Source organism: Pseudonocardia sp. P-1, assembly GCF_058111925.1.
In genome coordinates this window covers 4,031,718-4,057,937 of the sequence record NZ_CM176614.1, presented here as the reverse complement: position 1 = coordinate 4,057,937, position 26,220 = coordinate 4,031,718, and the positions used below count along the sequence as shown (strand labels likewise).

The following is a 26,220-nucleotide window of genomic DNA, read 5'->3' as shown; positions in this document are numbered from 1 at the left end:
CCCGGAGACGACCGGCGGCTCCCGCAGCCGAGCACTCAGCTGATGGTCAGCGAGCCCTGGGTGATCGTCAGAGCCAGCAGCAGGACGACGACGCCGAACCCGCCGTACACCAGCGCGTCGGCGTAGCGGCCGCGGATCGCGAGCAGCCCGACCCGGTCCGGCGGCAGCGCGACGCGCAGGCCCGCGGCGACCAGCATCGCCACCGCCAGCGCCGCGGACCCCTCGCGCCAGTGCTCGGTGACCACCCGCTGCAGCCCGACCAGCGACACACCGAGGACGACGAGCAGCGGCCAGTGCGCCCGCAGCCGGGCCCGCAGGCCGTGACCGGACCGGGTCGCCACCATCACCGCCCCCCGCCGCCCGTCACGACGACAGGCTGCGTTCGGTATCGATTCTCACTCCGACAGGCTGCGTTCGGTATCGATTCTCACTCCGCCAGGCTGCGTTCGGCTGCCTCGACGACGTTCGTCAGCAGCATCCCGCGGGTCATCGGCCCCACACCGCCCGGCATCGGCGCCAGCAGCCCGGCGACCTCGGCGACCTCGGGCGCCACGTCGCCGACCAGGCCCAGGTCGGTACGGGTGACGCCGACATCGAGCACCGCGGCGCCCGGCTTGATCTGGTCGGCGGTGATGAGCCCCGCCCGGCCCGCCGCGGCGACGACGACGTCGGCCTCCCGCAGGTGCGCCGTCAGGTCCCGGGTGCCGGTGTGGCACAGGGTGACGGTGGCGTTCTCCGAACGGCGGGTCAGCAGCAGCCCCAGCGGGCGGCCGACCGTCACGCCACGACCCACGACGACGACCCGCGCCCCGTTCAGCTCGACACCGAACCGGCCGCACAGCTCGACGATGCCGCGCGGGGTGCACGGCAGCGGCCCCGGCTCGCCGAGGACCAGGCGACCCAGGTTGGTCGGGTGCAGACCGTCGGCGTCCTTGCCCGGGTCGACCCGCTCCAGCGCGGCGCCGGCGTCGAGACCGTCCGGCAGCGGGAGCTGCACGATGAAGCCCGTGCAGGTCGGGTCGGCGTTCAGCTCGTCGATCGTGTCCTCGACCTGGGCCTGGCTCGCGTCGGCGGGGAGCTCGCGCTGCAGCGAGGTCATGCCGACCTCGGCGCAGTCGCGGTGCTTGCCGCGCACGTAGGCGTGCGATCCGGGGTCGTCACCGACCAGCACCGTGCCCAGCCCGGGGGTCACCCCGGCGGCGGTCAGCTTCTCGACACGGCCCCGCAGGTCGTCGAGCAGCTCCGCCAACGTCGCCTTGCCGTCCATCACGCGTGCGCTCACCCGGGCATCCTCTCAGGTGACGCCCGGGCCGGTCGAACCTGACCGAAGGACGCGTACGTGCCGCGCAGGTAGGGGGCGCCGCCCCCGCGAGCTGCGACGACGGCCCGGTTCCGTGCGACCGGGGTACAGGTCGGGGTCTGGTCGTACGGAGGGGCGAAAAACGATCTCCGCGAGAGCAGAATCACACCGCCGGTGCTCGACCGGTCACGAACTCGACGAGGAGTTTTCCATGAGCGTGGAGAGCGACACCGCGGGGGCGCACGCCGCTGCCGCCCCGCCCGCCCCGGCAGCAGCCGCCCCGGCTGCCAACCCGGCCCTGATGGGCCTCATCTGCTTCCTGCCGTCCGGCATCACGCTGGGTCTGTGGTTCGTGGGCTACCTGGACACCACCGCACTGCCCGGCGGCATGATCCCGATCGTGACCTTCTCGGCGGGTCTGTTCCTGCTGCTGTCGGCCATGGTCGCGCTGCGCGTCGGGGACAGCGTCACCGCCGCGATCTTCGCGGTCTTCTCCGCATTCTGGACCAGCTTCGGCGTGCTGCTCATGGCGCTGAACAACGGCTGGATCATCGACGCCGGCACCGGAGAGGCCCTGTCCACCGAGCAGGTCGGGTCGATCCAGTCGACCTATCTGCTCTCGTTCACCCTGGTGTTCGTCCTGCTGACGCTGGCGACGCTGCGCCTGCCGCTGATGTTCACGATCGGCTTCGTGCTCGTCGACATCACCTTCGTGCTGGCCTACATCGGGGTGACCGCGGGCAACGCGGGCCTGTTCCCGATCGCCGGGATCACGACGTTCGCGTTCTGCATCGTGTTCGCCTACATCCTGTTCGACGCGTTCGGCCAGACGCTGGGCGGACGCGCGATGTCGATGGGCGGGCCGCTCGTCAAGTCCTGACCCCGTTCCGACCGCCCACGGGCCCCGCCGGTTCCTCCGGCGGGGCCTGTGGTCTGCCCGGCCCCGGTGGTCCGCGTGTCCCGGTGGTCCGCGTGTCCCGGTGGTCCGCGTGTCCCGGTGGTCCCCGTGGTCGGGGACCGCGGGGCCCGGAGGTCGCGAGGGCCCGGCGCCGGGCGCGGGCGAGACGGTCAGCGGAAGTCCCGGGACGCCACCGTCACCGCCAGCGGCATCCGCTGCAGCCGGTCGGCCAGCAGGTTCAGCACACCCTCCGGGCTGCGTTCGAGCCGGCCCCGGACCAGCAGCCCCGCGCTCCCCAGCGCCACCGACCGGTAGCGCGCCCACAACCCCTCCGAGCAGGTCACGTTCAGCATCCCGGACTCGTCCTCGAGGTTCACGAACGTCACCCCGCGCGCGGTCGCCGGACGCTGGCGGTGGGTGACCAGTCCTCCGACCAGCACCCGGGCCGGGGTGTCCGGGCCGGCGCGGCGGCCCACCTCGTCGAGCCGGTCGATCCGGACCGCGCCGAGCGCGTCGAGGTCCGCGCGCAGGTGCTGCACCGGGTGGCCGTCCGGGGAGACACCGGTGGCCCAGACGTCGGAGACGGTCAGCTCCGCCTCGGTCATCCCCGGCAGGGCCGGCGCGTCGAACCCGACGGCGGTGCCCGGCAGGTGCTCGGGGCGCACCCCCGCGACGACGCCCGCCGCCCACAGCGCCTCCCGCCGCTCCACCCCGAAGCAGCCGAACGCCCCGGCCGTCGCCAGCGCCTCGGCCTGCGGGCCGGTCAGCCGGACCCGGCGTGCCAGGTCGGGCAGGTCCGCGAACGGCCCGCCCGCGTCGCGCTCGGCGTCGATGGCCCCGGCGAGATCCGCGCCGACGGTGCGGACACCCGCCAGGCCGAGCCGGACCGCCCGGCCGCCGGTGCTGTCGTCGTCGGGTTCGAGGACGGCGTCGGCCCGCCCGGCGTTGACGTCCGGCCGGTGCACCCGCACACCGTGCCTGCGGGCGTCGGCCACCAGCGACTGCGGCGAGTAGAAGCCCATCGGCTGGGCGTTGAGCAGGCCCGCGCAGAACGCCGCCGGGTGGTAGAGCTTGAACCACGCCGAGTAGTAGACGAGCGCGGCGAAGCTGATCGAGTGGCTCTCCGGGAACCCGAAGTTCGCGAAGGCCAGCATCTTGGCGAAGATCCGTTCGGCGAGCTCGCCGGTGATCCCGTTCGCGGCCATCCCGTCGTAGAACCGCCCGCGCAGCCGTTCCATCCGCTCGGTGGACCGCTTGGAGCCCATCGCCCGGCGCAGCTCGTCGGCCTCGGCCGCGGTGAACCCCGCGACGTCGACGGCGATCTGCATCATCTGTTCCTGGAACAGCGGGATGCCCAGCGTCTTGTGCAACGCGGGCTTGAGCAGCGGATGGTCGTGGTCCCAGGTCTCGAGCTCGTTGCGCCGCCGGATGTAGGGGTGCACCGAGCCGCCCTGGATCGGGCCGGGCCGGATCAGCGCGACCTCGACGACGAGGTCGTAGAACTCGCGCGGGCGCAGCCGCGGCAGGGTGGCCATCTGGGCGCGGGACTCCACCTGGAACACCCCGACCGAGTCCGCGCGCGACAGCATCGCGTAGACCTCCGGGTCGGACTCGCCGATCGCGTGCAGCTCGATCCGCTCACCGGTGGCGGCCGTGACCAGGTCCACCATCAGGTGCAGCGCGGTGAGCATGCCCAGCCCGAGCAGGTCGAACTTCACCAGTCCGGCCGCGGCGCAGTCCTCCTTGTCCCACTGCACGACGGTCCGGTCGGCCATCCGCGCCCACTCGACCGGCACGACCTCGGACACCGGCCGATCGCAGATGACCATGCCGCCGGAGTGGATGCCCAGATGCCGGGGCGCACCCATCAGCTGCCCCGCGAGGTCCAGCAGCAGCGGCGGCATCTCCTGCGGGAGCTCGCTCGCCTCCAGGGCGTGCCAGCGTTCGACGCGCCTGCTCCAGGCGTCCTGCTGGCCGGGTGAGAACCCGAGCGCGCGGGCGGTGTCGCGGATCGCCGACCGCGGCCGGTAGGTGATGACGTTCGCGACCTGCGCGGCGAACAGCCTGCCGTAGCGGCGGTAGACGTACTGGATCGCCTCCTCGCGGCGGCCGGACTCGATGTCGAGGTCGATGTCGGGGTAGCCGTCGCGGTCCGGGGACAGGAACCGTTCGAACAGCAGCCCGTGCCGGACGGCGTCGACGTTGGTGATGCCCAGCGCGTAGCAGACCGCCGAGTTCGCAGCCGATCCCCGGCCCTGACAGAAGATGTTCGACCGGCGGCAGAAGTCGACGATGTCCTGGACGATCAGGAAGTAGCCGGGGAAGTTCTTCGCCTCGATGATCTCCAGCTCGCGCTGCACGGTGTGCGCCGCGAACGGGTTCTCGTCACAGCTGCCGTACCGCTCCATCCGGCCGCGTTCGGTCAGCACCCGCAGCCAGGTCGTCTCGGTGTGCCCGGGCGGGACGTCGAACGGTGGCAGGTCCGGCGCCACCAGGTGCAGCTCGAACGCCAGCTCCCGGCCCAGCTCCGCCGCGCGCTCCACCGCACCGGGGTGGCGCTCGTCGAACCGCAGGGCCATCTCCCGCCCGGACCGCAGGTGCGCGGTGCCCGCCGCGGGCAGCCAGGGGTCGATCTCGTCGAGGCTGCGCCGGGCCCGGACCGCGGCGACGGTCGCGGCCAGCGGGGCCCGGTCGGGGGTGGCGTAGTGCGCTCCGGTCGTCGCCACCGTCGCGACGCCGGCCCGCTCGGCCAGCGCGGCCAGTGCGTCGTTGCGCTCGGTGTCGCCGGGCTCGCCGTACACGGTCAGCTCGACCCGCACGTTCTCCGCGCCGAAGCGCGCGACCAGCCGGTCCAGCTCCGCCGCGGCGGCCGCCGGGCCCGAGCGGTCCAGGGCGCGGCGCACCGCGCCCTTGCGGCAGCCGGTGAGCACGACGACCTTCCCCGCCGTGTCGGCGACGACCTCGTCCGGGTCGTAGACCGGCCGCCCCTTCTCCCCGCCCCGCATCTGCGCGGTGGAGATGGTGCGGCACAGCGCGCGGTACCCGTCGGGGCCGCGGGCCAGCAGCAGCAGGTGCTCGCCCTCGGGGTCGGCGACGCCGTTCTGCGGGGCGGTCAGCCCGGTGCTCAGCTCGGCGCCGAACACCGTGCGCACCCCGAGCGCGTGGGCCGCCTCGGCGAACCGCACGACCCCGTACATGCCGTCGTGGTCGGTGAGCGCGACGGCCTCCAGCCCCAGCTCGGCAGCGCGCTCGACCAGCTCCTCCGGGGCGCTCGCGCCGTCGAGGAAGCTGAAGTGCGAGTGGCAGTGCAGCTCCGCGTACGGCACGACGCCGGGCCCCGCCGGGTGCAGGCCCTCGGGCGGCTCGTAGGGGCCGCGATGGACGGACCAGGCCGGTGCGTCCCCGCCGTCGGCCTCCGGGCCGCCGCGCAGGCTCGCGCCGTCGCGCACGGAACGACCCGACAGCGCACTCTCCAGCTCCGCCCAGGGGACGTCCGGATTCTGCCAGCCCACCCGTGCAGCGTACTCGAACACAAGTTCGAACGTCGAGTGCCGGGTTCCGCGGACGGGCGTCGCCGTGCGGGCCGGCCGGCTGCTCCCCAGCGCCGGTCGGCCCCGCACGGCGGGTCCGGGCTCCGGCGCGGCACACCGGCCGCTCCCCAGCGCCGGCCCGCGGGCCACCCGGACGTACCCATCCGGTGCCGGCAGGTGGTTCGTGGACCTCCCCGCCGACATCTCCGAGTTCACCAGCCGAACCTGTGGAACGACTGAGACCCCGGTGTGGATCGACCGAGGATCACCGCGGCCCCGGGTCGCGCCGGGTCGTAGCGTCGTGTTCGTGACGCCGTGTCGTGATCGTCGGTTCACCGCACGGCCACGCCCGATGGCGGATGCTGGTCCGACGCCGCGGCGCCCGACCGGTACCGCGCACGCACGAGGAGCGCCGGACACCCGGCGCGGACGAGGCCCGGTACCGGGCCGGACGGCAGAGGTGGCTCCATGGGACGGGCGAGCACGACGGGTGGCCGGCACCGGCCACGTCTCGGGAACCGGCTGGTCAGGGTCGCGGCGGCCGGGGTGGCCGTCGTCGCGCTCGCGGCCTGCGCGGACGTCCCCGCGGCGCCGGGCGCCGCGACGATCGGCACCACCGGCGGCGGGAGTCAGGGGGCCGCGCAGGGCGACCCCGGCCTGCCGCAGCGGCTCGCGGCCGCGGTGGGCGGCGACGGCGCCTACGCCCACCTGCAGCAGTTCGAGAAGCTCGCCGACGCGAACGACGGCAACCGCGCGGTGGGCACCCCCGGGTACGACGCGGCCGTCGACCACGTCGTCGGGACGCTGCGTGCGAGCGGGTTCGAGGTGTCGACCCCGTCGTTCGAGGTGCGCACCTTCTCCGCGGGCGACGCACGGCTGACCGTGGCCGGCGCACCGGTGACGACCGAGGTGCTCGGCTTCTCCCCCGCCACCCCGCCCGGCGGGCTGACCGCTCCGCTGTCGCTGCGCCCGCGCACCCCGCAGGACCCGACACCGGGCTGCGACGCCGCCGACTACACCGGGATGCCGGCCGGGGCCATCGCCGTCGTCGAGCGCGGGACCTGCGAGTTCGGCCAGAAGTCCCGGCTCGCGGGGGCGGCGGGCGCGGCGGCGGTGATCGTGGTCAACACCGAGGACGCGGCCCTGCCCGCCACCCTCGGCGACACCCCGGGGGTCGTCCCGACGGCGGTCGTGACGAAGACCGCCGGAGCCGCCCTGCGCGACGGCCAGCAGGCGTCGCTGGTGCTCGACACCACGATCCGGCAGCAGACCTCGCGGAACGTGATCGCCGAGACCACCACCGGCGACCCGGGCCGGGTCGTGGTCGCCGGGGCCCACCTCGACAGCGTGCCCGAGGGCGCCGGCATCAACGACAACGGCAGCGGCAGCGCCGCCCTGCTCGAGATCGCGCAGAAGCTCGGCGGCTCCCCGCCGGTCGGCCAGAAGGTGCGCTTCGCGTGGTGGGGCGCCGAGGAGATCGGCCTGGTCGGCTCGACGAAGTACGTCGAGGGCCTGTCCGAGGCCGACCGCGCGCGGATCGCGCTGTACCTCAACTTCGACATGGTCGGCTCGCCGAACCCCGGTTACCTCGTCTACGACGGCGACAACTCCGACGGCCTCGGCGGCGAGGCGGGCCCGCCCGGCTCCGACACCGCGGAGCGCGTCCTGACCGAGGCGCTGGTCGGGGCCGGCGTGAACGGCCCCGAGGGCACCGCGTTCGACGGGCGCTCGGACTACGGCCCGTTCATCGAGGCCGGCATCCCGGCCGGTGGCCTGTTCACCGGCGCCGAGGAGCAGAAGACCCCGGAGCAGGCGCAGAAGTGGGGCGGCACGGCGGGACAGTCCTACGACCCCTGCTACCACACGGCCTGCGACCGGCTGACCAACATCGACCGGACCGCACTGGACCGGAACGTGACGGCGATGGCCTCGGCGATCGGCCGGTTCGCCGTCGACCTCACCGGGGTCCCGCAGCGCTGACCCGCCCGCGGCGGCCGGTGGCTCAGTCGTAGACACCCGTCACCTCCCAGCGGCCGCCGCGGTGCACGAGCAGCAGGGCCGTGCCGTCGGCGAGCACGACCTGCAGCCGGACCGCGGGCCCGGGGCCGTCGGGGGCCCACCAGCGGGTGTGCACCGGCCAGGGTCCGGCCCAGCCGGTGACCTCCCGGTCCGGGCCGCCGCCCGCGACCCGGCGCGGGACGCCGTCGAGCAGGTCCGGCGCGGCCGGGCACACCTCGGCGCCGTCCGCGGCGAGCAACCGGACCGGGACCGGGTCCGGGGGCACCGTCGCCGGGGACGGTGCCGGGAGCCGGCCGGGCCAGGTCGCCGGGGGGTCGGCGGGTGGACGACGACCGGGAGGCTCCGGGGTCACCTGCTCCGCATGCCCGGGGGCACCGGTGGCGCCGTCCCGCGCGGGAGCCACGGGCCCCGGCCGGGCGGGGATCGCCGTGTCCTCGACGACCCGCTCGTCACCCCACGGCACCAGCCGCACCCGCTCGCCCGGGTCCCGGCCGCCCGCCGGGACCGCGGTGAGCACCGCCTCCGGCCCGAGCAGCGCCTGCACCCGGACCAGGGCCCGCCCGGCCCGCTCGTCGCCCTCGCCGACGTCGCCCCACAGCCCGCGCTGCAGCGCCCCGGCGACCACGGTGTCCTCCGGGGTGAGCCGCAGCGCGACCAGCGTCCCGGAGCCGCCGCGCCCGAGCCACGAGTCGAGCTGCCAGCGCACCCGGTCCACCGTCCCGGACGGCGTCAGCGGCTCGGCGCACCGCCAGACCCGCAGCAGCTCCTCCCCGCTCTCCGTGCGTGCGTGCACCCCCAGCCGGGTGCAGGCCAGGCCGTGCCCGGCGAGCGCGGTGTGCAGCCGGGTCGCGAGTGCCCGCGCGGCGAAGGCGGCCGCGTCGACCCGGTCCACCGGCGGGTCCAGCTCGACCGCCGCGGACAGCTCCTCCGGCGGGAGCCGGCGCGCGGGCGGGCGGGGTCGAGCCCACGGGCGAGCCGGTGCGCGGCCACCGCGTCGGCGCCGAAGCGCGAGGCCACGTCGGACTCCGACAGCGACGCGAACGCCCCCAGCGACCGCAGCCCCAGCCGGCGCAGCAGGTCCACCAGCGCGGCCCGGTCGACGTCGGGGTCCCGGTCCAGCTCGGCGACCTCCAGCGGTGCGAGGAACTCCGCCGACCGTCCCGGCGGCACCCCGCGCCCCCGGCGGGCGGCGAGCGCGGCGGCGAACATCCCGTCCGCGACGCCGATCTGGCACTCGGTCCCCGCGTGCAGGGCGACCTGGTCGATCAGCCGCTCCACCGCGGCGCGCTCCCCACCGAACCAGCCGACCGGACCGCGCGCGGGCAGCACCAGCAGCCCCGGCCGCACCACCTCGACGCCGGGGGCGAGCGCCTCCACCGCGGCGGCGACCGGCTCGAACAGCCGGGCGTCGCGCCCCGGGTCGGGGGCGAGCACCACGAGCTCCGGGCACCGGGCCTGCGCCTCCCGGCGCCGCAGCCCCCGGCGGACCCCGTGCCGGCGGGCCGTCGCCGAGCAGGCCAGGACCCGGTTGGCGTGCAGGACCGCGGCCGGCCGGTCCGCCGGGACGTGCGCGGCGCGGGCGGCCGCGGTGACCGGCCAGTCCGGGGACCAGACCGCCAGCACCCGCGGGTCGGGCTCCGCCCGTCCACCGCCGCCCGTGCCCGTCGCGCCGCCCGCCTCCGCCGTACCGGGCGTGCTCATCCCGCCGCCCGGGCCACGGGCCGCGCGACCGCGACCTCGCCCACCCCGGCCGCGGAGACCGCGGGCACCGACGGCACCGAGGTGATCGCGGGCACCGACGGCACCGACGGCACCGCGGGGACCGGGGGTGTCGCCGGGGCGGGGACGGCCGTCCCGCCGGGGCCCGGGAGGAGCACCTCCACCCCCCACCCGGCCGGGCCGATCCCGCGCCCCTCCGCCCGGACCTCGACCCGCCGGGACCGCAGCCGCCCCGTCCCGCGGCCGACGCCCTCCCAGCGCGGACGGGTGCAGTGCAGCCGCAGGTCCGCGCCCGGCCACCCGCCGAGCGCGAGCAGCACCGCACCCCGCTGCCGGGCCCGTGCGGCGAGCCGCTGCCGGTCCCCGGCCCGCAGCCCGGCCCGCTCCGGCCCGGCCACCACCACGAGGTCCAGCCCGTCCAGCAGTGCCGCGGTCACCCCGACCAGGTCCGCGCCGGGGTCGGGGACCAGCGCCAGCCGGTCCAGCCGCACGCCCGCCTCGGCCGCGGCCGTCGCGCCGAGGCCGGGACGGCCGACCACGCCCGCCCACGCGCCCTCCGCGGACGCGGCGGCCAGCAGCGCGAACAGCAGCGACCCCGCGCCGGACCCCACACCCACCGCCACGGTGGACCCCCGCCGCAGGCCCCCGCCGGGCAGCAGACCGGCCAGCGACCCCGGCACCGGCAGCAGGTCGGCCTCGGTCACCGGACGCGCCTCGACCGTCCCGGCGCTGCGGGCCGGGGGCTCCGGCTCCGGGCAGGGCCCCACGGGCCCCGGCCGGGACCGCTCCAGGCCCGCCCGGGTCTCCGTGCGGCGCAGGACGTGCCGGGCCCGGGCGAGCCGCTCGGCGGCCGAGCCGGCCGCGGCCCCCGGCCCCCGGCCGGGCCCCGTGCCCCGGGCAGCGGCTCCCGCCCGCCCCGGGGACACGTGACCCGGCCCCGACCACCGGCCCGGACCCCTCCGGACCGGTGTCGTCCCCGGCGTCGACGCCGGCTCCCCCACCGGCACCGCCGACCACCCGGCCGACCGCCGCCGCTCCTCCGACGACGACCGGCCCCTCGCCCGCACCGACGCGCACCGCAGTACCTCCCCGCCACACACCGCGCCACGACCGAACGGTCGCGACCTCGCCCGGCGCGCCGCGGGGAAGGCGACGCGTGCTCGAACTGACGTTCGAAGCATAGGGCCTGTGCCGTCTCTTCGCATCCCCCGGGTGGGGGTGGCGACGACGGCGGGAGGACCGTCGCACGCACCCCCGACATTCCCGGCCGGGACACCCTCCGAACTGCTCCGAACGCCGACGGCCCGGGCCGCGCGAGGCGGTCCCGGGCCGTCGGGGTGGGCGGTGGGTCAGTGGGCGAAGTGCCGCGTCCCGGTCAGGTACATCGGCACGCCCGCCTTCGCGCAGGCCGCGACGACCTCGTCGTCGCGGACCGAGCCGCCGGGCTGCACGACGGCGGCGACCCCGGCGTCGAGCAGCACCTCCAGCCCGTCGGGGAAGGGGAAGAACGCGTCGGAGGCGGCGACCGAGCCGCGGGCCCGGTCCCCGGCCCGGGTCACGGCGAGCTTCGCCGCGTCGACCCGGTTGACCTGCCCCATGCCGACGCCGACCGCGGCGCCGTCGTGGGCGAGCAGGATCGCGTTGGACTTCACCGCGCGGCAGGCACGCCAGGCGAACGCGAGGTCGTCGAGCACCTCGGGGGCGACGGCGTCGCCGGTGACGAGCTTCCAGGCGGCCGGGTCGTCGCCGTCGGCGTCGACGAGGTCGCGCTGCTGCACCAGCAGCCCGCCGGAGATCGGGCGGAGCTCGGTGCCGGTGCGGGCGGCGCCGTCGGGGATGCGGAGGACACGGACGTTCTTCTTGCGCTGGAGCACCTCGAGGGCGCCGTCGGCGTAGCCGGGGGCCACGACGACCTCGGTGAAGATCTCGGCGACCTGCTCGGCCATCGCGACCGAGACCTCGCCGTTGACCGCGATGACCCCGCCGAACGCCGACACCGGGTCGGTGGCGTGCGCCTTGCGGTGGGCCTCGGCGACGTCGGCGCCGACCGCGATCCCGCACGGGTTGGCGTGCTTGATCACCGCGACCGTGGGGCGGTCGCCGTGGTCGTGCGCGGCGCGCCAGGCGGCGTCGGCGTCGACGTAGTTGTTGTAGGACATCTCCTTGCCGTGCAGCTGCTCGGCGCCGGCCAGGCCCGAACCGGTGCCGTCGGTGTAGAGCGCGGCGGACTGGTGCGGGTTCTCGCCGTAGCGCAGCGGGCGCTCGCGGGTCCAGGTGGCGCCCACCCACTCGGCGGAGGCGTCGTCGTCGTCGCCCGCGGGGAACTGCTCGCCCATCCAGGTCGCGACCGAGACGTCGTAGGCGGCGGTGTGCCGGTAGGCGTCGGCGGCCAGCCTGCGGCGGTCCTCCACGACGAACCCGCCCGCGCCGACCTGCTCGAGCACCCAGGCGTAGCGCGACGGGTCGACGACGACCGCGACGCTCTCGTGGTTCTTCGCCGAGGCCCGCACCATCGCCGGGCCGCCGATGTCGATCTGCTCGACGGCCTCGTCGCGGCCCGCGCCGGACGCGACGGTCTCGCGGAACGGGTAGAGGTTGGACACCAGCAGGTCGAACGGCGCGATGTTCAGCTGCTCGAGCTGCGCGAGGTGCTCGGGCTTGCGGGTGTCGGCGAGCAGCCCGGCGTGCACCCGCGGGTGCAGGGTCTTGACCCGGCCGTCGAAGCACTCGGGGAACCCGGTGACCTCCTCGACGGGGGTGACCGGGACGCCGGCGTCGGCGATCCGCTGTGCGGTGGAGCCGGTCGAGACGATCTCCACCCCGGCGGCGTGCAGCCCGGTGGCCAGGTCGAGGAGACCGGCCTTGTCGTAGACGCTGATCAGGGCCCGGCGTACCGGCCTGCGCTCACTCACTGTTCACCTCATGGGGTTGGGCGGCGGCGGCGAACCGTCGCACGGTCGCGACCAGCAGCCGTCGTTCCTCGGTCTTGATGCGCTCGTGCAGGGAGGTCTCGTCGTCGCCCGGGAGCACGGGGACCTCCGCCTGCGCGAGCACCGGTCCGGTGTCGAGCCCGGCGTCGACCTCGTGCACGGTCGCGCCGGTGACGGGCACCCGGGCGGCCAGCGCGTCCCGGACGGCGTGCGCGCCGGGGAACGCCGGCAGCAGCGCCGGGTGCGTGTTCAGCATCGGGCATCCGAGCGCGTCCAGGAAGGCCGGGGAGACGAGCTTCATGAACCCCGCCCCGACGACGAGGCCCGGCCGGTGCGCGAGGACGGCCGCGGCGAGCGCGGTGTTCCAGGCGTCGCGGTCGGGGTGGTCGGCGACCCGCTCGACGAAGGTGGGGACACCCGCGGTGCGCGCCCGGTCGAGCCCGGTGGCACCCGCGCGGTCGGCCCCGACGGCGACGACGGCGAACCCGGCGCCCGCGGTGTCGAGCAGTGCCTGCAGCAGGGTGCCGCTCCCGGAGACGAGGACGACGACCCGCAGCGCCCCGTGCCGCTCCTGCGCGCCCACCGTGTCCCTTCCTCGCCGGTCCGGGCCGCTCCACGGCCCCTGGCCAGGGTAGACGCGCCCTCTGACGACGAGGGCGCCCGGTGTGGTGGCCCGGGTCACCCGGCCCGGCCGGGCGGGTCAGTCGTCCCGGGAGCGGTCGCGGGGGCGGGTGATCCGGTCGGTCCGGCCGTCGGTGCGCCGGTCGGACGGGTCCCCGTCGTCGGTGTCCCGGTCGGGGCGGCGCCCGGCTGCGCGGCGACCGTCGGGGCCGTGGTCCCCCGCGTCGTCGCCGTCGCCGTGGTCGGGGTCGTGGCCGGGGTCCTCGTCGTCGCCGGCGGGGTCACGGCCGGCGGAACCGTCGACGCGACGGGTGGCCGTGCGACCGGCTCCGTCGGACTCCTCGTCGGGGGCGGCGTCGGAGTAGGGGTGGAGGTCGTCGTGGCCCCCGTCGTCGTCCCACGCGGCGTCGGCACGGCGGGCGGGCGCCCCGGCGGTGCGACGGCGTTCGACCAGCTCCCCCACCGTCGACGCGCGACGGCGGTCCCGGGCCGCCCGGGCCCGGTCGACCGCGGTCCGCGACCGGTCGGTGCCGCCCATCGGGACGTGCCGGGCGAGCTCGGTCCCGGCGCAGGTCAGCACGGCCGGGGTCCCGACCAGCAGCAGCGCGCAGCCGAGGACCGCCCACGGGTGGAACGACACCGGGTCGTAGGGCCCGCCCGCGAGCGCACCCCCGGCGAGCGCCGCCGGGACGGCCGCCCCGACCGCGACGACCACGGCCGCCAGCGCCGGTGCCGCGACCCGGTCCACGACCGGCGCGTCGTCGGCCAGCGCCCGCCGGCAGGCGATCCCGCCGAGCACCCCCGCGACGACGGGCAGCAGCACGACCAGCACCGCGGCCGTCGGGACGGTGGTGACGGGCAGGACCACCGCGGGCGGGAACGGCGGCAGCGGACCCGGCTCGACGCCGAACGGACCGGAGCGGGCGATACCGACCGACACCCCCGCGCCCAGCGCCCAGGACAGCGCCCCGACCAGGGCGTTCGGCAGGTACCCGATGCTCAGCACCAGCACCCCGACGCCCGCCCAGGCGCCGGGGGCGATGCGCTCGGCGGTGTCGGCGACGTCCGAGGCGCTCGCGACCAGCGCCACGGTCAGGACGAGGGCGGCGACCAGCAGCAGCGCGGCGGCCGCGACCCGGGCCCCGGCGAGCGCCGCGCCGGGCCAACCCGCCAGCACCCGCTTCCAGGCCGCCGGCGCCCCGCAGGCGTGGACGACGCCGATCCCGGCGGCCGCCCCGGCCACCAGCCCGGCCCCGATCATCGACGCCCAGGGGGCGGTGACGGCCATGTCCCGCGGCAGCAGTGCACCGGCGAGCACGGCGAGCGCGGCGGCGGCCCCGGCCTGGGACGCGACGACGGCGCCCGCGTCGTGCCGGACCCGCCCGCCCAGGCGGAGCACCGCCCAGCGCGAGCAGAAGGCGACCAGCGCGACGACCACCAGCGTCGGCAGCAGCGGCAGCACCCCGAACGGGCGCCCGTCCACCGCGACCGGGATGAGGTGCGCGGCCAGCCACAGCGGGACGGCTGTGGCGAGTGCCCCGTCCGCGGTGACCGCGACGCCGCCGGTACCGGTCAGCAGCGCCGCCACCGGGACGAGCATCGTGTACCCGGCGAGGACGGCGCCCATCGTGGCCACGAGCAGGATCCGCAGCCGGTCCAGCCCGGTGCCGGTCCCGGTCCCGCGCGTCGGGGTCCGGGCGGGGCGGCGGCGCCCCCGCTCCCGGTCCGCGACGGCGGTCGCGCGCCCACCGCGGGACCGCTCCGGTGCGGACCCGGTGGACCGGGCCCGGGAGGCCGGGCGGCCGCGGGCGGGACGGGGCGGGGTGGTGCTCACCCGGTCAGCGTCGCAGCGAACGCGGCCCGGGAGGGGAAGGCACGCCGCGACGTGCCGGGGCCCACGGTTCCCTCCGCTCAGGCGGAGCCGTCACCGCCGGGCCGGAAGGTGCGGGTGGCCTCGTCGTCACCGGACGCCGGGGCCGCGGGGCGCTCGGTCTGCTCGCCGGGCGCCGGGGCGGAGCCGGAGCCGGGGATCGCGGAGGGGCGGGTGACACCCACGTCGTCCCCGGTACCGCCCGCGCCCGCCGGGTGGGGGGTGGTCGGGGGCGGGGCCTGCTCGCCTCCCGGCGCGCCGGTCACCGCGGCGGCGCGGTCGCCGTAGGACACCCCGGAGAAGGCGCCGCCCGCGCCGGACGGCGTGTGCGGTGCCGCGTCCGCCTGCGGGGTGCGGCCGCCGACCGCGTGACGGCCCGCGTCGTCGCCGGTCCGGTCCTGCGCCCCGGGCACCTCGGGCGCGCCGTGGGCCCCGGACTGCCCGGGGTACTGCCCGGCGGCGGGCTGCGACGCGGCGGGCACCGCACCGGGGGCGCCGTACGCGGCGGCACCGGCGTGATCCGCGCCGGGCTGCACCGCACCGGACTGCGCCGCACCGTGGGCGGCGCCGTACTGGCCCGCACCGGGCTGGCCGGGGGCGTACGGGGCCGCGCCGGGCTGGGCGGCGTAGGGGCTCGCGCCGTACTGGCCCGAGGCGTAGGGGTCCGCTCCGTAGGGCGTCGCACCGGAGGCCGCACCGTACGGGGCCGCGGCACCCGGCTGGCCCGCGCCGTAGGGCTGCGGCGGCATCCAGGGCGGCTGCCGGCCCGGCGGGACCTGGCCGGGGCCGGGGCCCCAGCCGGGCTGCCCGACGTGCGACGGGCGCTGCGCCCGCGGCGCGGGGGCGGAGACGACACCGGACAGGAGGAGCTGGGCGTAGAGCAGTGCGGCGGCGGCGAGCAGCGCGACCACGAACACGACCCACCCGAGCGTGCCGCCGACCGCCCCGGTGCCGCTGCCGGCCAGGAGCAGCAGCATCGTCAGCGCCCCCGTCGTCGACAGGACCACGCCCGCGACCAGGGTGCGCCCGGTGCCGGGCAGCAGGGTGAGGCCTCCCGCGACGCCACCGGCGACGACCATCGCGACCGGGAACAGCCCGGTCGTGACGTCGAAGAAGGTCAGGACCAGCGCCAGCAGGGCCAGCACGGCCCCCGCCAGGACGGCGACCCGCACCGTCGGAGCGGGCGCGGCCTGCTCCGGAGCCGGGACGGCCCCGGGCTCGTTGCTCGACATGACGACCACTCCCGTGTGACGGACGGACTCGCTGCACCGCACGCTAGCCGATGCCCCCGACCCGGCCGGGTGAGGCGCTCGGGGTGCACACAGCACGACGCGCGGGCACCCGGGAGAAGTTCCCGGGGCCCGCGCGTCGGACGTGCGACCCGAACTCCGATCAGGCGGAGAGAATCTCCTTCATCAGCGCGGCGGTCTCGGACGGCGTCTTGCCGACCTTGACACCGGCGGCCTCGAGGGCCTCCTTCTTGGCCTGCGCGGTGCCGGCCGAGCCGGACACGATCGCGCCGGCGTGGCCCATCGTCTTGCCCTCGGGGGCGGTGAAGCCCGCGACGTAGCCGACGACCGGCTTGGTGACGTTGGCCTTGATGAAGTCCGCGGCGCGCTCCTCGGCGTCGCCACCGATCTCACCGATCATCACGATGGCCTCGGTCTCGGGGTCCGCCTCGAACGCCTCGAGGGCGTCGATGTGGGTGGTGCCGATGACCGGGTCGCCGCCGATGCCGATGGCGGTGGAGAAGCCGAACTCACGCAGCTCGTACATCATCTGGTAGGTCAGCGTGCCGGACTTCGACACCAGGCCGATCCTGCCCGCGCCGGCGATGTTCGCCGGGATGATGCCCGCGTTGGACTTGCCGGGCGAGATGATGCCGGGGCAGTTCGGGCCGATGATCCGGGTCTTGTTGCCGGTGGCGACCGCGTGCGCCCAGAAGTACGCCGAGTCGTGCACCGGGATGCCCTCGGTGATGACCACGGCCAGCGGGATCTCGGCGTCGATGGCCTCGATCACGGCGTCCTTGGCGAACTTCGGCGGGACGAAGATGACCGACACGTCGGCGCCGGTCTCCTTGATCGCCTCCTCGACCGTGCCGTAGACGGTGACGTCCTTCTCGCCGATGGTGTGCGTGGTCCCGGCCTTGCGGGCGTTCACACCACCCACGATGTTCGTCCCGGCGGCGAGCATCTTGGTGGCGTGCTTGGTGCCCTCGCCGCCCGTGATGCCCTGGACGATGACCTTGCTGTTCTCGTTGAGGAAGATCGACATGTCTCAGGCTCCAGCGTTCGCGAGCTCGGCGGCCTTGGCGGCCGCGTCGTCCATCGTGCCCACCACGGTGACGAGCGGGTGGTTCGCGTCGGCGAGGATCTGACGACCCTCCTCGACGTTGTTGCCGTCCAGGCGGACGACCAGCGGCTTGGTCGCGTCGTCGCCCAGGATCTTGAGGGCCTCGACGATGCCGTTGGCGACCGCGTCGCAGGCGGTGATGCCGCCGAAGACGTTGACGAAGACGCTCTTGACCTCGTCGTCACCCAGGATGACGTCCAGGCCGTCGGCCATGACCTGCGCCGAGGCGCCGCCGCCGATGTCGAGGAAGTTGGCGGGCTTGACCCCGCCGTGCGCCTCGCCGGCGTAGGCGACGACGTCGAGGGTGCTCATGACGAGCCCCGCGCCGTTGCCGATGATGCCGACCTGGCCGCCGTCGAGCTTGACGTAGTTGAGGCCCTTGGCCTTGGCCTTCGCCTCGAGCGGGTTCTCGGTGCGCTCGTCGACCAGGTCCGCGTGCTGCGGGTGCCGGAAGTCGGCGTTGGTGTCCAGGGTGACCTTGCCGTCGAGGGCGATCACCTTGTCCTGCGGGTCACGGACCAGCGGGTTGACCTCGACCAGCGTCGCGTCCTCGGAGACGAAGGTCTCCCAGAGCTTCACGATCACGTTCGCGGCCTCGTCGGCGACGGCGGCCGGGATCTTGCCCGCGGCGACGATCTCGTCGGCCTTGGCCTTGTCGACACCGGCGATCGGGTCGATGGCGATCCGGGCCAGCGCGTCCGGGCGCTCGACGGCCAGCTGCTCGATCTCCATGCCGCCCTCGGCCGAGCACATGGCCAGGAAGGTGCGGTTGGACCGGTCCAGCAGGAAGGAGAAGTAGTACTCCTCGGCGATGTCGCTGGCCTCGGTGACCAGGACCTGGTGCACGGTGTGGCCCTTGATGTCGAGGCCCAGGATGGCCTCGGCCTTCTCCTTGGCCTCGTCGGCGTTCTCGGCCAGCTTCACGCCGCCGGCCTTGCCCCGACCACCGGTCTTGACCTGTGCCTTGACCACGACGGCGGTGCCCAGCTCGGCCGCCGCGGCCGCCGCGTCGGCGGCGTTGTCCACGGTCCGGCCCGGCAGCACCGGGACTCCGTGCGCGGCGAAGAGATCCTTCGCCTGGTACTCGTAGAGGTCCACTCGGCTCTCCCGCTCCACTTCGCTCTCGCCGCGACCGGCGCGACCCCGGCTCGTTCTCCGGGCGCGCCCCGCACAGGTGGCGGGCGGCAGCGGTCGCGGACGTCGGTGATGCTGCGTCGGGGAGCCTAGCCACGCCGCGCGCACCGGTCCTGACCTGGGCCGGTGACCGCTGTCACCCCGTCGGCGCAGTGCTCGATTCAGATCGGCCGACCGAGTGATCGGGGCCACCGATCGTCCCGCGACACAGCGGAATCCTGTGACCTGCCTTACCTTTCGGACATGGCGACGTCGCTACCCGGAGGCGCTCGCCTGCGCGCGATCGCCGACGGGGCGCTGTCGACAGTGACGGCCGCGACGTCCGATCTCGGGCAGGCGGCGGGATACGCCGCGCGGACCTTCACCTCGCGTGCGGGACTGCGCGGACTGGCGCTGGAGGGCGCCTGGCTGGCCGCGCACCTCGCGCTGTACCCGATCGGGCTGGCCGAGGAGACCGTCCGGCCGCACGGCCACTGGCGCACCGACAGCCTGCCGCCGGTCAAGCGCAGCCTGGTCGTCGCCGACCCCACCGCCGCCGGGACGCCGATCCTGCTGGTCCACGGCATCATGGACAACCGCTCGGTGTTCACCGTGTTCGCCCACGAGCTGCGCCGGCGCGGCTTCGGGGTGGTGCACGCCATCAACTACAGCCTGTTCACCGACGACGTCCGCACCGCGGCGCACGAGCTGCGCGGCCACGTCGAACGGCTGCGCGAGGCCACCGGGTCGGACCGGGTGCACATCGTCGGGCACTCCCTCGGCGGGGTGATCGCCCGCTACTACGTGCAGCGGATGGGGGGCGACGCCGTCGTCGACACCCTGGCGACGCTCGGCAGCCCGCACTCGGGCAGCAACCTGGCCCGGATCGCACCGCTGCCGCTGTGCCGCCAGCTCCGCCCCGGCTCGGCGATCCTGCGCGAGCTGGACGAACCGGCCCCCGGCTGCCGGACCCGGTTCCTGGTGGTCTGGTCGCGGATGGACGAGATCATCGTCCCGCAGCGGAACTCCCGGCTGCGTCACCCGGACCTCGACGTCACCGAGCTGGAGCTCGACGACGTGGGCCATCTCGCGCTGCCGGTGGACCGGCGCACCGTGCACTTCGTGGCGAGCACGCTGGCCCGCGGGGAGGCGGAGCGGCGCGAGCACGACCGGGTGCGCGACCGGCGGCTGCGCGGGTCGCTGCGGCTGGTCGGCCGGCACGCCGCCGAAGGCGCCTGAGCGCCCGGTCCGGGCGGGGGAACGGGATCCTCCGTTCGCCGTCGCGTCGCCGACCGCCCGACCGGTCGTCGATGATCCACGACCGTCCGCAACCGCGCGGCGGGCCGCCGTTGCCGCTCGGCGAGGCCCGGGTTACCGTCGCGTTGTCCACGTCACGGACCGATCACGGTGATCGGTGTCGCCCCGAACGACGCCATCCCCCGACGGAGCCCCCACTCCGACGATCACCGCCGAACGGCCCGCGGCGCCCTGAACACCAGAAGGGCAGTCTTGTCGCGCCACCGCTTCCCCAGCGGCGCCACGCGACCGGAGGCCCGGCCCGGCACGCTCCCCCCTGTGCCGCCGGCCGGCCACCGGCTCCCGGCGCTCCCGGCTCCCCCGCCGGTGGTCTCGCGTACCCGTGTGACCGTCGCCGCGGCGGCCGGTGGCGCCCTGGTCGCGGCCGGTCAGACGGTCGCCGGTGCCCTCGGGGTGCCCGGCTGGGGCGGTGAGGCCGCGGTCGAGGAGGCCTACGCCCGGCTCGCCGCCTCGGCGATGCTGCCGGTGTCCAGCGACACCCGCCCGGCCGACACGACCGCCCCGATGGACACCTCCGCGATCGGCGGCGAGCAGCTCTCCGCGCAGGCCGCGTCGCTGCCCGACCTGGACTCCACCTCGAAGGTCGACGTCGCCAACCTGACGAAGGCCGCCCGGATGGGCCGCGAGGCCGCCAAGCTGGAGCGGGCCGTGACGACCGCGATGTCGCACGGCGCCCCGAAGGCGGTCATGTACAACGGCGAGGCCCTGGTCATGCCGACGGCCGGCCGGTTCACCTCCGGCTTCGGCGCCCGCTGGGGCGTGCAGCACAAGGGCATCGACCTCGCCGCCCCGATCGGCACCCCGATCTTCGCCCTGACCGACGGCGTCGTGGAGAAGTCCGGCCCGGCCAGCGGCTTCGGGATGTGGGTGGTGCTCAAGCACCCCGACGGCACCAGCACCGTCTACGGCCACATCAACCGGTCGTTCGTGCAGGAGGGCCAGCAGGTCAAGGCCGGCGACGAGATCGCCGAGGTCGGCAACCGCGGCCAGTCCACCGGCCCGCACCTGCACCTCGAGGTGTGGGAGCCGGACGGCACCAAGATCGACCCGCTGCCGTGGCTGGCCGCGCGTGGCCTCGACGTCACCGCCGCGACGGGCTCGCGCGACGCCTGACCGGCGGTCGCCGCTCCCCGGCGCGCCCGGACGGTCCAGAATGGCCGGGTGGCGGACGAGTCGGCGTACCGGGTGGGGGACGGCGAGCGACGGGCGGTCGACGCCCGGCTGCAGCGCGCGCACGGCGAGGGACGACTGTCCCTGCCCGAGTACGAGGAACGCTCGGCGAAGGCCTGGGCGGCCCGCACCCGCGCCGACCTGGAGCCGTTGACCCGCGACCTCCCGGCCGACACCGCCGGGGCGCCCACCGCCGCCGTCGAGCAGGCGCCGACCACGGCACTCCCGGCTCGGGCACCGACCGGCGAGTTCGCCGCGGCCGCCGGGCGGCGCGCCGGCGGGATCCTCGCCACGGCCGCGCTGGTCGTCGCCGCCGTCTGGGGCGGGTCGCAGGTGCTGCCGCTGACCGACGGCGTGACGGTGTTCGGGTCCCGCACGATCGGGGTCCAGGCCGAGGCCCCGCGGGTGGGCGGGGTGCTGCTGTTCGGCTCGGTCGAGGTCGTGGTGCCCGAGGGCACCCGGGCGGACGTCTCCGGGTTCACCGTGTTCGGCTCGACCGACTGCCCGACGGCGTGCGCCGCGCCGGGCGACCGGACGGTGGACGTGCACGTCGTCGGGGCGTTCGGGTCGGTGAAGGTGCTGACCCCGGCCGAGGCCGCGACGCAGGACCGCGACGACGACTGAGGTCTACAGCTTCTGCATCGGGACGCCGCCGATCAGCATCAGCCGGACCGTCCCGCCCGAGCCGAAGTCGATCGTCACCGTCGCGCGCGGGCCGATGCCGTCGGCCGCGACGACGGTGCCCAGGCCGTACTTGTCGTGGTTGACCCGGTCCCCGACGTCGAGGTGCAGCGACTGGTTGTTCAGCGACCTCTCCGGGACCTTCCAGCTCCCGCGGTCGGTCGCCTGCGGCCGCTTCCCGAACCCGAACCGCCCCACCGGCGCCGACGGCCGCTGTGCGGCGAGCTGCTCCTCGGTGCGCCGCCAGTCGAGCAGTGACGGGGGCACCTCGTCGAGGAAGCGCGACGCCGGGTTGGTGCTGGGCTGCCCGAACGCGGACCGGACGATCGCCCGGGACAGGTAGAGCCGCTTCTCCGCGCGGGTGATCCCGACGTAGGCCAGGCGGCGCTCCTCGGCGAGCTCCTTCGGGTCCCCGAGGGTGCGCAGGTGGGGGAAGATCCCGTCCTCCCAGCCCGTCAGGAAGACCACCGGGAACTCCAGGCCCTTCGCCGTGTGCAGGGTCATCATCGTGACCACGCCGGAGTCGTCGTCGGGGATGGAGTCCGCGTCCGCGACGAGCGCGACGCGCTCCAGGAACGCGGCCAGCGAGCCGGGCTCCGGGACACCGTCGGGGGTGTCGTCGTAGGCGTCGGCCTCGCCCTCGGGGGCCGCGCCGTCGGATGCCCCGTCGGCGGACCTGGCACCGGACCCGATCGCGGCCCCGCCGTCCGGCGCCAGGTCCGCGACGGCGGCGTCCCCCGCGAACTCCCGCGCCACCGTGACGAGCTCGGCGAGGTTGTCCATCCGGGTGCCGTCCTGCGGGTCCTCCGACGCCTGCAGCTCCTCCAGGTAGCCGGTGCGCGCGTAGACGGCCTCGAGGACCTCGGCGGTGTCGTCGCCGCGCTCGACGAGCTCGCGCAGCTCGTCGAGCATCCGCACGAACCCGGCGATGTTCTTCTGCGAGCGGGTCGCCAGGGCGGGGAGCCGCTGCGGCTCCTCGGCGGCGGCGCGCAGCGCGCGGGCGAACGAGGTGCGCTCGCGCTCGGCGTACTCGGCGACGACGGCCTCGGCCCGGTCCCCGATGCCGCGCTTGGGCACGTTGAGGATCCGGCGCAGGCTGACCGTGTCCTCCGGGTTGGACAGCACCCGCAGGTAGGCCAGCGCGTCGCGGATCTCGCGGCGCTCGTAGAACCGCACCCCGCCGACGACCTTGTAGGGCAGCCCGACCCGCAGGAACACGTCCTCGAAGACGCGGGACTGGTTGTTGGTCCGGTAGAACACCGCGATGTCGGAGTTGCGGTACTCGCCGGTGTCGACGAGCCGGTCGATCTCACGGGCGACGAACGACGCCTCGTCGTGCTCGTTGTCCGCGACGTAGCCGACGACGCGCTCGCCGTCGCCCGAGTCGGACCACAGCCGCTTGTCCCGCCGCTCCGGGTTGCGGGCGATCACCGCGTTCGCCGCGGACAGGATCGTCTGGGTCGAGCGGTAGTTCTGCTCCAGCAGGATGGTCCGCGCGTCCGGGAAGTCCTGCTCGAACTCGATGATGTTGCGGATGTTCGCGCCGCGGAAGGCGTAGATCGACTGGTCCGAGTCGCCGACGACGCACAGCTCGCCGGGACGCCCGTTCGCCGTGGCCGGCGCGACGAGCTGGCGGACCAGCTCGTACTGGGCGTGGTTGGTGTCCTGGTACTCGTCGACCATGACGTGCCGGAAGCGGCGCCGGTAGTACTCGGCGACGGCCGGCAGCCGGTCCAGCAGCGAGACCGTCTCCATGATCAGGTCGTCGAAGTCGAAGGCGTTCGCCTGGCGCAGCCGCGACTGGTAGACGCCGTAGACCTCGGCGATGCGCCGCTCGTGGTCGGTGGCGGCGCGCTCGGCGGCCTCGTCCGGCGAGACGAGCTCGTTCTTCAGGTTGGAGATCTGGGCGGCCAGTGCGCGCGGGGCGAACTTCTTCGGGTCCAGCTCCAGGTCGCGCCCGACGATGCCGACGAGGCGGCGGGTGTCGTCGGCGTCGTAGACGGAGAAGGCGCTGCGCACGCCGAGGTGCTTGGCCTCGCGCCGGAGGATCCGCACGCACATGGAGTGGAAGGTGGACACCCACATCGGCCCGGAGCGTCGCCCGACGAGGGCGTCGACGCGCTCCTTCATCTCGGCCGCGGCCTTGTTGGTGAAGGTGATCGCCATGACCTCGCCGGGGTGCACCCCGCGCTCGGCGAGCAGCCAGCCGATCCGGTGGGTGAGCACGCGGGTCTTCCCCGACCCCGCTCCGGCGACGATCAGCAGCGGTGAACCCGCATGCGTCACGGCCTCCCGCTGGCGGTCGTTCAGGCCGTCCAGCAGGCGGCGGCCCTGGGCCGTCGTCGGCTCGGCAGCGGCGGCGGGGCCCGTCCCGGGGAGTTCGAACAGCGCACTCATCGTGTCGAACACGGTACGCCGGGGGTCCGACGATCCCGCTCCGGCGTCGCCGGTCCCGGAAACCACGGCGGCCCGGTGCGCCGGGTGGTCTACACTCGCCGCGTGGCTCACGACAGGCGATTTCGCTACGGGTACCGGACCCCGGTTCCCGCTGCGCCGCCCGTCTGAGCCCAGACGCCACCCGCACGCCCCGGAGTCCGACGGACCCGGGGCGTTCGCATGTCCTCGGTCCCGACGGCCCGTGACCGAGACGAGGAGACCATGACCGTGACCGACCCCGCAGCCCCGCAGCCGAGCTCCGGCACGAGCACCGAGGTGCGCACCGGAGCCGACCCCGAGATCGAGCAGCTGCGCCGGGAGATCGACCGGCTCGACGCCGAGATCCTCGACGCGATCCTCCGCCGCACCGAGGTCTCGAAGCGCATCGGTGCCGCCCGCATGGCCGCGGGCGGACCGCGCATCGTCTACAGCCGCGAGATGGCGGTGCTGGACCGCTTCGCCGACCTCGGCCCCGAGGGCCGCGAGCTGGCGATGATGCTGCTGCGGCTGGGCCGCGGACGTCTCGGCGGCCGTTGACGACCGTGTGACACCGTGTCGCGCCCGGCGACGGGGGCCGGAGCGGCGACCGCTCGGCGATTCACGCGCGGTACACAGGGCGACACGCCCACACGGGCCCCACCTGGGGTTCAGGTCGGGGCAGGCTTGCGCAGTGGTTGCCTTGCGAGGCAACGAGCAGGTCGAGCGGTCGGATACGGCCGATGAACGGGGACCACCCGATCGGGTGATCTGCGACGAGCGGAGTGTGATCACTTGGGGATCGAGGACTCTTTCCGGTACATCTTCCCAGGTCGAAATGACCCGAAGGAGGACGTGCGGCCGTGACCGACACACCTGCCGGAGCCCCGCTCCCCGGCGCCCCCGGCGCCACCGGGCCCCGCGACGTGGTGAGCGTCGCCGAACTGCTGGCGCGTCACTCGCGTGCATCCCACGCGTCCTCCGACGGCGCGGGTCCGCTCACCGGGCCCGTCCTGTCCGTCGGTGACCTGCTGCGCCGAGAGGGGCGTCCCCCGGTGGCCGGCGGCGCGGCCGCCGACGCCGCGTCGGCCGGTGACATCGCCGCCGCGGGTGCCCCGGGCGGCTGGGGGACATCGACCTCCCGCAGCCCCGCGCCGCGGCCGGCGCCGACGGCTGGACCGGCCGTCAGGTGTCGGGTCGCCGTCGTGCCGGTGTGGTCGCCGGCGCGCTGCTCGCCGCGGGCTCCGTGCTCGGCGCGGCGCTCTACAACGGCGTCGGCACCGAGAACTCCGACGCGCGCGCCGCCGCCGACGGCCTGTTCCCCGGCTTCGGCCTGCCCACCGCGGGCGACACCCCGGACACGCTGCCCGCCCAGTACCTCCCGGCGAACGTGGCACTGAGCTCGCCGCTGCCGGACGCGCCCGCGACCGCCCCCGGCGCCACCGACTGGATGGCCGTCGCCTTCGGTCCGCAGCAGCCGGCGCAGGCCGTCGCGGCGGGCCGCGCCCCGGGCACCGCCGCCGGGCCCGCCGTCGCGGTCCCCGCGCCCCGCACGCCCACCTCGCCCTCGACCGGGAACCCGGGCACCGGGGCCCCGTCGTCGCCGGCGGTCCCGGCTCCGCGCGGCTCCGGTGGGACGGGCTCGCCGCTCGCCCCGATCGTCGCCCCGATCAACAACCCGGACCGGCCGTCCGCGGGCAACATCCTCGAGCCCGTGACCGGCACCCCGCCGTCGCGCGGCGGGACCAGCACCGGCCCGATCCAGGACGTCACCGAGAACGTCCGCCCGGTCGGGGACGCCGTCGGTGGCGTCGTCGCCCCGGTCGCGCAGGCCGCGGCACCGGTCGGGAAGACCCTCGGCGGTGCCGTGTCCCCCGTGACCGAGGCCGTCCGCCCGGTGACGAACGCGGTCAAGCCCGTCACCCGGCCCCTCACCGACACCCTCGAGCCGGTGACGACGCCGGTGCTCGGCGCGCTGTCGCCGGTCACCGAGCCCGTCCTCAGGAGCACGGAGCCGCTCACCGGCCCGGTCCTGAAGGCGGCCGAGCCGGTCACCGGGCTCCTCGACACCTCCGCGAAGAAGGCCACCGCGGACACCGGTTCCTCGTCCTCGGACGCCACCCAGCCGCTGCAGGCCGTCACGAAGCCCGTGGGGCAGGGGGCCGGCACGGTGACCGAGCCGGTCGGGGGCGCCCTGTCCGGCGTGACCGAGCCGGTCGGCGGGGTGCTCGGCGGCGTCACGAAGGGCGCGGGCGGGCTCCTGGGCGGCTGACACGGGCGCTGCG

At 75.7% G+C, this 26,220-nt stretch carries 18 protein-coding genes and 1 pseudogene; 7 read left to right on the top strand and 12 right to left on the bottom strand.

From position 1 onward, the window contains the following. Positions 1-35: 35 nt before the first annotated feature. Complete coding sequence (locus AC0GKK_RS20000; protein ID WP_062397707.1) at positions 36-344, bottom strand: DUF3017 domain-containing protein; 309 nt, start codon at positions 342-344, stop codon at positions 36-38. Positions 345-427: 83 nt separating this feature from the next. Beyond that, on the bottom strand, positions 428-1,282 hold the full coding sequence (locus tag AC0GKK_RS19995; protein ID WP_489882286.1) for a bifunctional methylenetetrahydrofolate dehydrogenase/methenyltetrahydrofolate cyclohydrolase: 855 nt from the start codon (positions 1,280-1,282) through the stop codon (positions 428-430). 229 nt (positions 1,283-1,511) lie between these two features. On the opposite strand from AC0GKK_RS19995, the gene AC0GKK_RS19990 reads away from it, so the two are divergent. Next, positions 1,512-2,180: a GPR1/FUN34/YaaH family transporter gene (locus AC0GKK_RS19990; RefSeq protein WP_482638319.1), complete on the top strand. Its 669-nt coding sequence runs from the start codon at positions 1,512-1,514 to the stop codon at positions 2,178-2,180. 188 nt (positions 2,181-2,368) lie between these two features. On the opposite strand, the gene AC0GKK_RS19985 is transcribed toward AC0GKK_RS19990, so the two are convergent. Further along, positions 2,369-5,710: an error-prone DNA polymerase gene (locus AC0GKK_RS19985; RefSeq protein WP_405415096.1), complete on the bottom strand. Its 3,342-nt coding sequence runs from the start codon at positions 5,708-5,710 to the stop codon at positions 2,369-2,371. 486 nt (positions 5,711-6,196) lie between these two features. On the opposite strand from AC0GKK_RS19985, the gene AC0GKK_RS19980 reads away from it, so the two are divergent. Beyond that, positions 6,197-7,708 carry a M28 family metallopeptidase gene (locus AC0GKK_RS19980; RefSeq protein ID WP_224401455.1) on the top strand — a complete coding sequence of 504 codons (1,512 nt, stop codon included), beginning with the start codon at positions 6,197-6,199 and terminating at the stop codon, positions 7,706-7,708. 22 nt (positions 7,709-7,730) lie between these two features. Here AC0GKK_RS19980 and AC0GKK_RS19975 read toward each other — a convergent pair. From AC0GKK_RS19975 to sucC, 8 genes and pseudogenes are all read right to left on the bottom strand, one after another. Further along, a pseudogene (locus AC0GKK_RS19975) lies at positions 7,731-9,370 on the bottom strand (DNA polymerase Y family protein). 74 nt (positions 9,371-9,444) lie between these two features. Continuing rightward, positions 9,445-10,170: a hypothetical protein gene (locus AC0GKK_RS19970; RefSeq protein WP_489882285.1), complete on the bottom strand. Its 726-nt coding sequence runs from the start codon at positions 10,168-10,170 to the stop codon at positions 9,445-9,447. A 645-nt stretch (positions 10,171-10,815) separates the two neighbouring features. Beyond that, on the bottom strand, positions 10,816-12,378 hold the full coding sequence (gene purH / locus AC0GKK_RS19965) for a bifunctional phosphoribosylaminoimidazolecarboxamide formyltransferase/IMP cyclohydrolase (RefSeq protein WP_489882284.1): 1,563 nt from the start codon (positions 12,376-12,378) through the stop codon (positions 10,816-10,818). Continuing rightward, complete coding sequence (gene purN, locus AC0GKK_RS19960) at positions 12,371-12,979, bottom strand: phosphoribosylglycinamide formyltransferase (protein WP_208827067.1); 609 nt, start codon at positions 12,977-12,979, stop codon at positions 12,371-12,373. The genes purH and purN overlap by 8 nt, the downstream gene beginning before the upstream one ends. 117 nt (positions 12,980-13,096) lie before the next feature. Continuing rightward, complete coding sequence (locus tag AC0GKK_RS19955; RefSeq protein WP_489882283.1) at positions 13,097-14,851, bottom strand: cell division protein PerM; 1,755 nt, start codon at positions 14,849-14,851, stop codon at positions 13,097-13,099. 77 nt (positions 14,852-14,928) lie between these two features. Beyond that, on the bottom strand, positions 14,929-16,119 hold the full coding sequence (locus AC0GKK_RS19950) for a DUF5336 domain-containing protein (RefSeq protein WP_489882282.1): 1,191 nt from the start codon (positions 16,117-16,119) through the stop codon (positions 14,929-14,931). A gap of 160 nt (positions 16,120-16,279) precedes the next feature. After that, positions 16,280-17,164, bottom strand: a complete 885-nt coding sequence (gene sucD, locus AC0GKK_RS19945) for a succinate--CoA ligase subunit alpha (RefSeq protein ID WP_346108463.1) — start codon at positions 17,162-17,164, stop codon at positions 16,280-16,282. A 3-nt stretch (positions 17,165-17,167) separates the two neighbouring features. Beyond that, positions 17,168-18,340, bottom strand: coding sequence for an ADP-forming succinate--CoA ligase subunit beta (sucC, locus tag AC0GKK_RS19940; protein ID WP_062397722.1), 1,173 nt, complete (start codon positions 18,338-18,340; stop codon positions 17,168-17,170). A gap of 279 nt (positions 18,341-18,619) precedes the next feature. Between sucC and AC0GKK_RS19935 the strand changes: the two genes are divergently transcribed. The 3 genes from AC0GKK_RS19935 to AC0GKK_RS19925 all read left to right on the top strand — a co-directional run bounded on the left by AC0GKK_RS19935 (position 18,620) and on the right by AC0GKK_RS19925 (position 21,466). Then, positions 18,620-19,594, top strand: coding sequence for an esterase/lipase family protein (locus tag AC0GKK_RS19935; RefSeq protein WP_208823105.1), 975 nt, complete (start codon positions 18,620-18,622; stop codon positions 19,592-19,594). 402 nt (positions 19,595-19,996) lie between these two features. Beyond that, a complete protein-coding gene (locus tag AC0GKK_RS19930; protein ID WP_346108468.1) occupies positions 19,997-20,785 on the top strand; it encodes a M23 family metallopeptidase in 789 nt (262 codons plus the stop codon). Between the two features lie 48 nt (positions 20,786-20,833). Beyond that, positions 20,834-21,466 (top strand): DUF1707 SHOCT-like domain-containing protein, encoded by a 633-nt coding sequence (locus AC0GKK_RS19925; protein WP_405415075.1) that lies wholly within the window; start codon positions 20,834-20,836, stop codon positions 21,464-21,466. 3 nt (positions 21,467-21,469) lie between these two features. On the opposite strand, the gene AC0GKK_RS19920 is transcribed toward AC0GKK_RS19925, so the two are convergent. After that, the gene (locus tag AC0GKK_RS19920) at positions 21,470-23,920 is read right to left on the bottom strand and encodes a UvrD-helicase domain-containing protein (RefSeq protein WP_489882281.1); all 2,451 of its coding nucleotides are present in this window, start codon (positions 23,918-23,920) and stop codon (positions 21,470-21,472) included. A gap of 315 nt (positions 23,921-24,235) precedes the next feature. Here AC0GKK_RS19920 and AC0GKK_RS19915 point away from each other — a divergent pair, with 315 nt between their 5' ends. Together AC0GKK_RS19915 and AC0GKK_RS19910 are read left to right on the top strand one after the other, a co-directional pair. After that, positions 24,236-24,496, top strand: a complete 261-nt coding sequence (locus AC0GKK_RS19915; RefSeq protein WP_149663792.1) for a chorismate mutase — start codon at positions 24,236-24,238, stop codon at positions 24,494-24,496. Between the two features lie 652 nt (positions 24,497-25,148). Then, complete coding sequence (locus AC0GKK_RS19910; protein WP_489882280.1) at positions 25,149-26,207, top strand: hypothetical protein; 1,059 nt, start codon at positions 25,149-25,151, stop codon at positions 26,205-26,207. Positions 26,208-26,220: the final 13 nt, after the last annotated feature.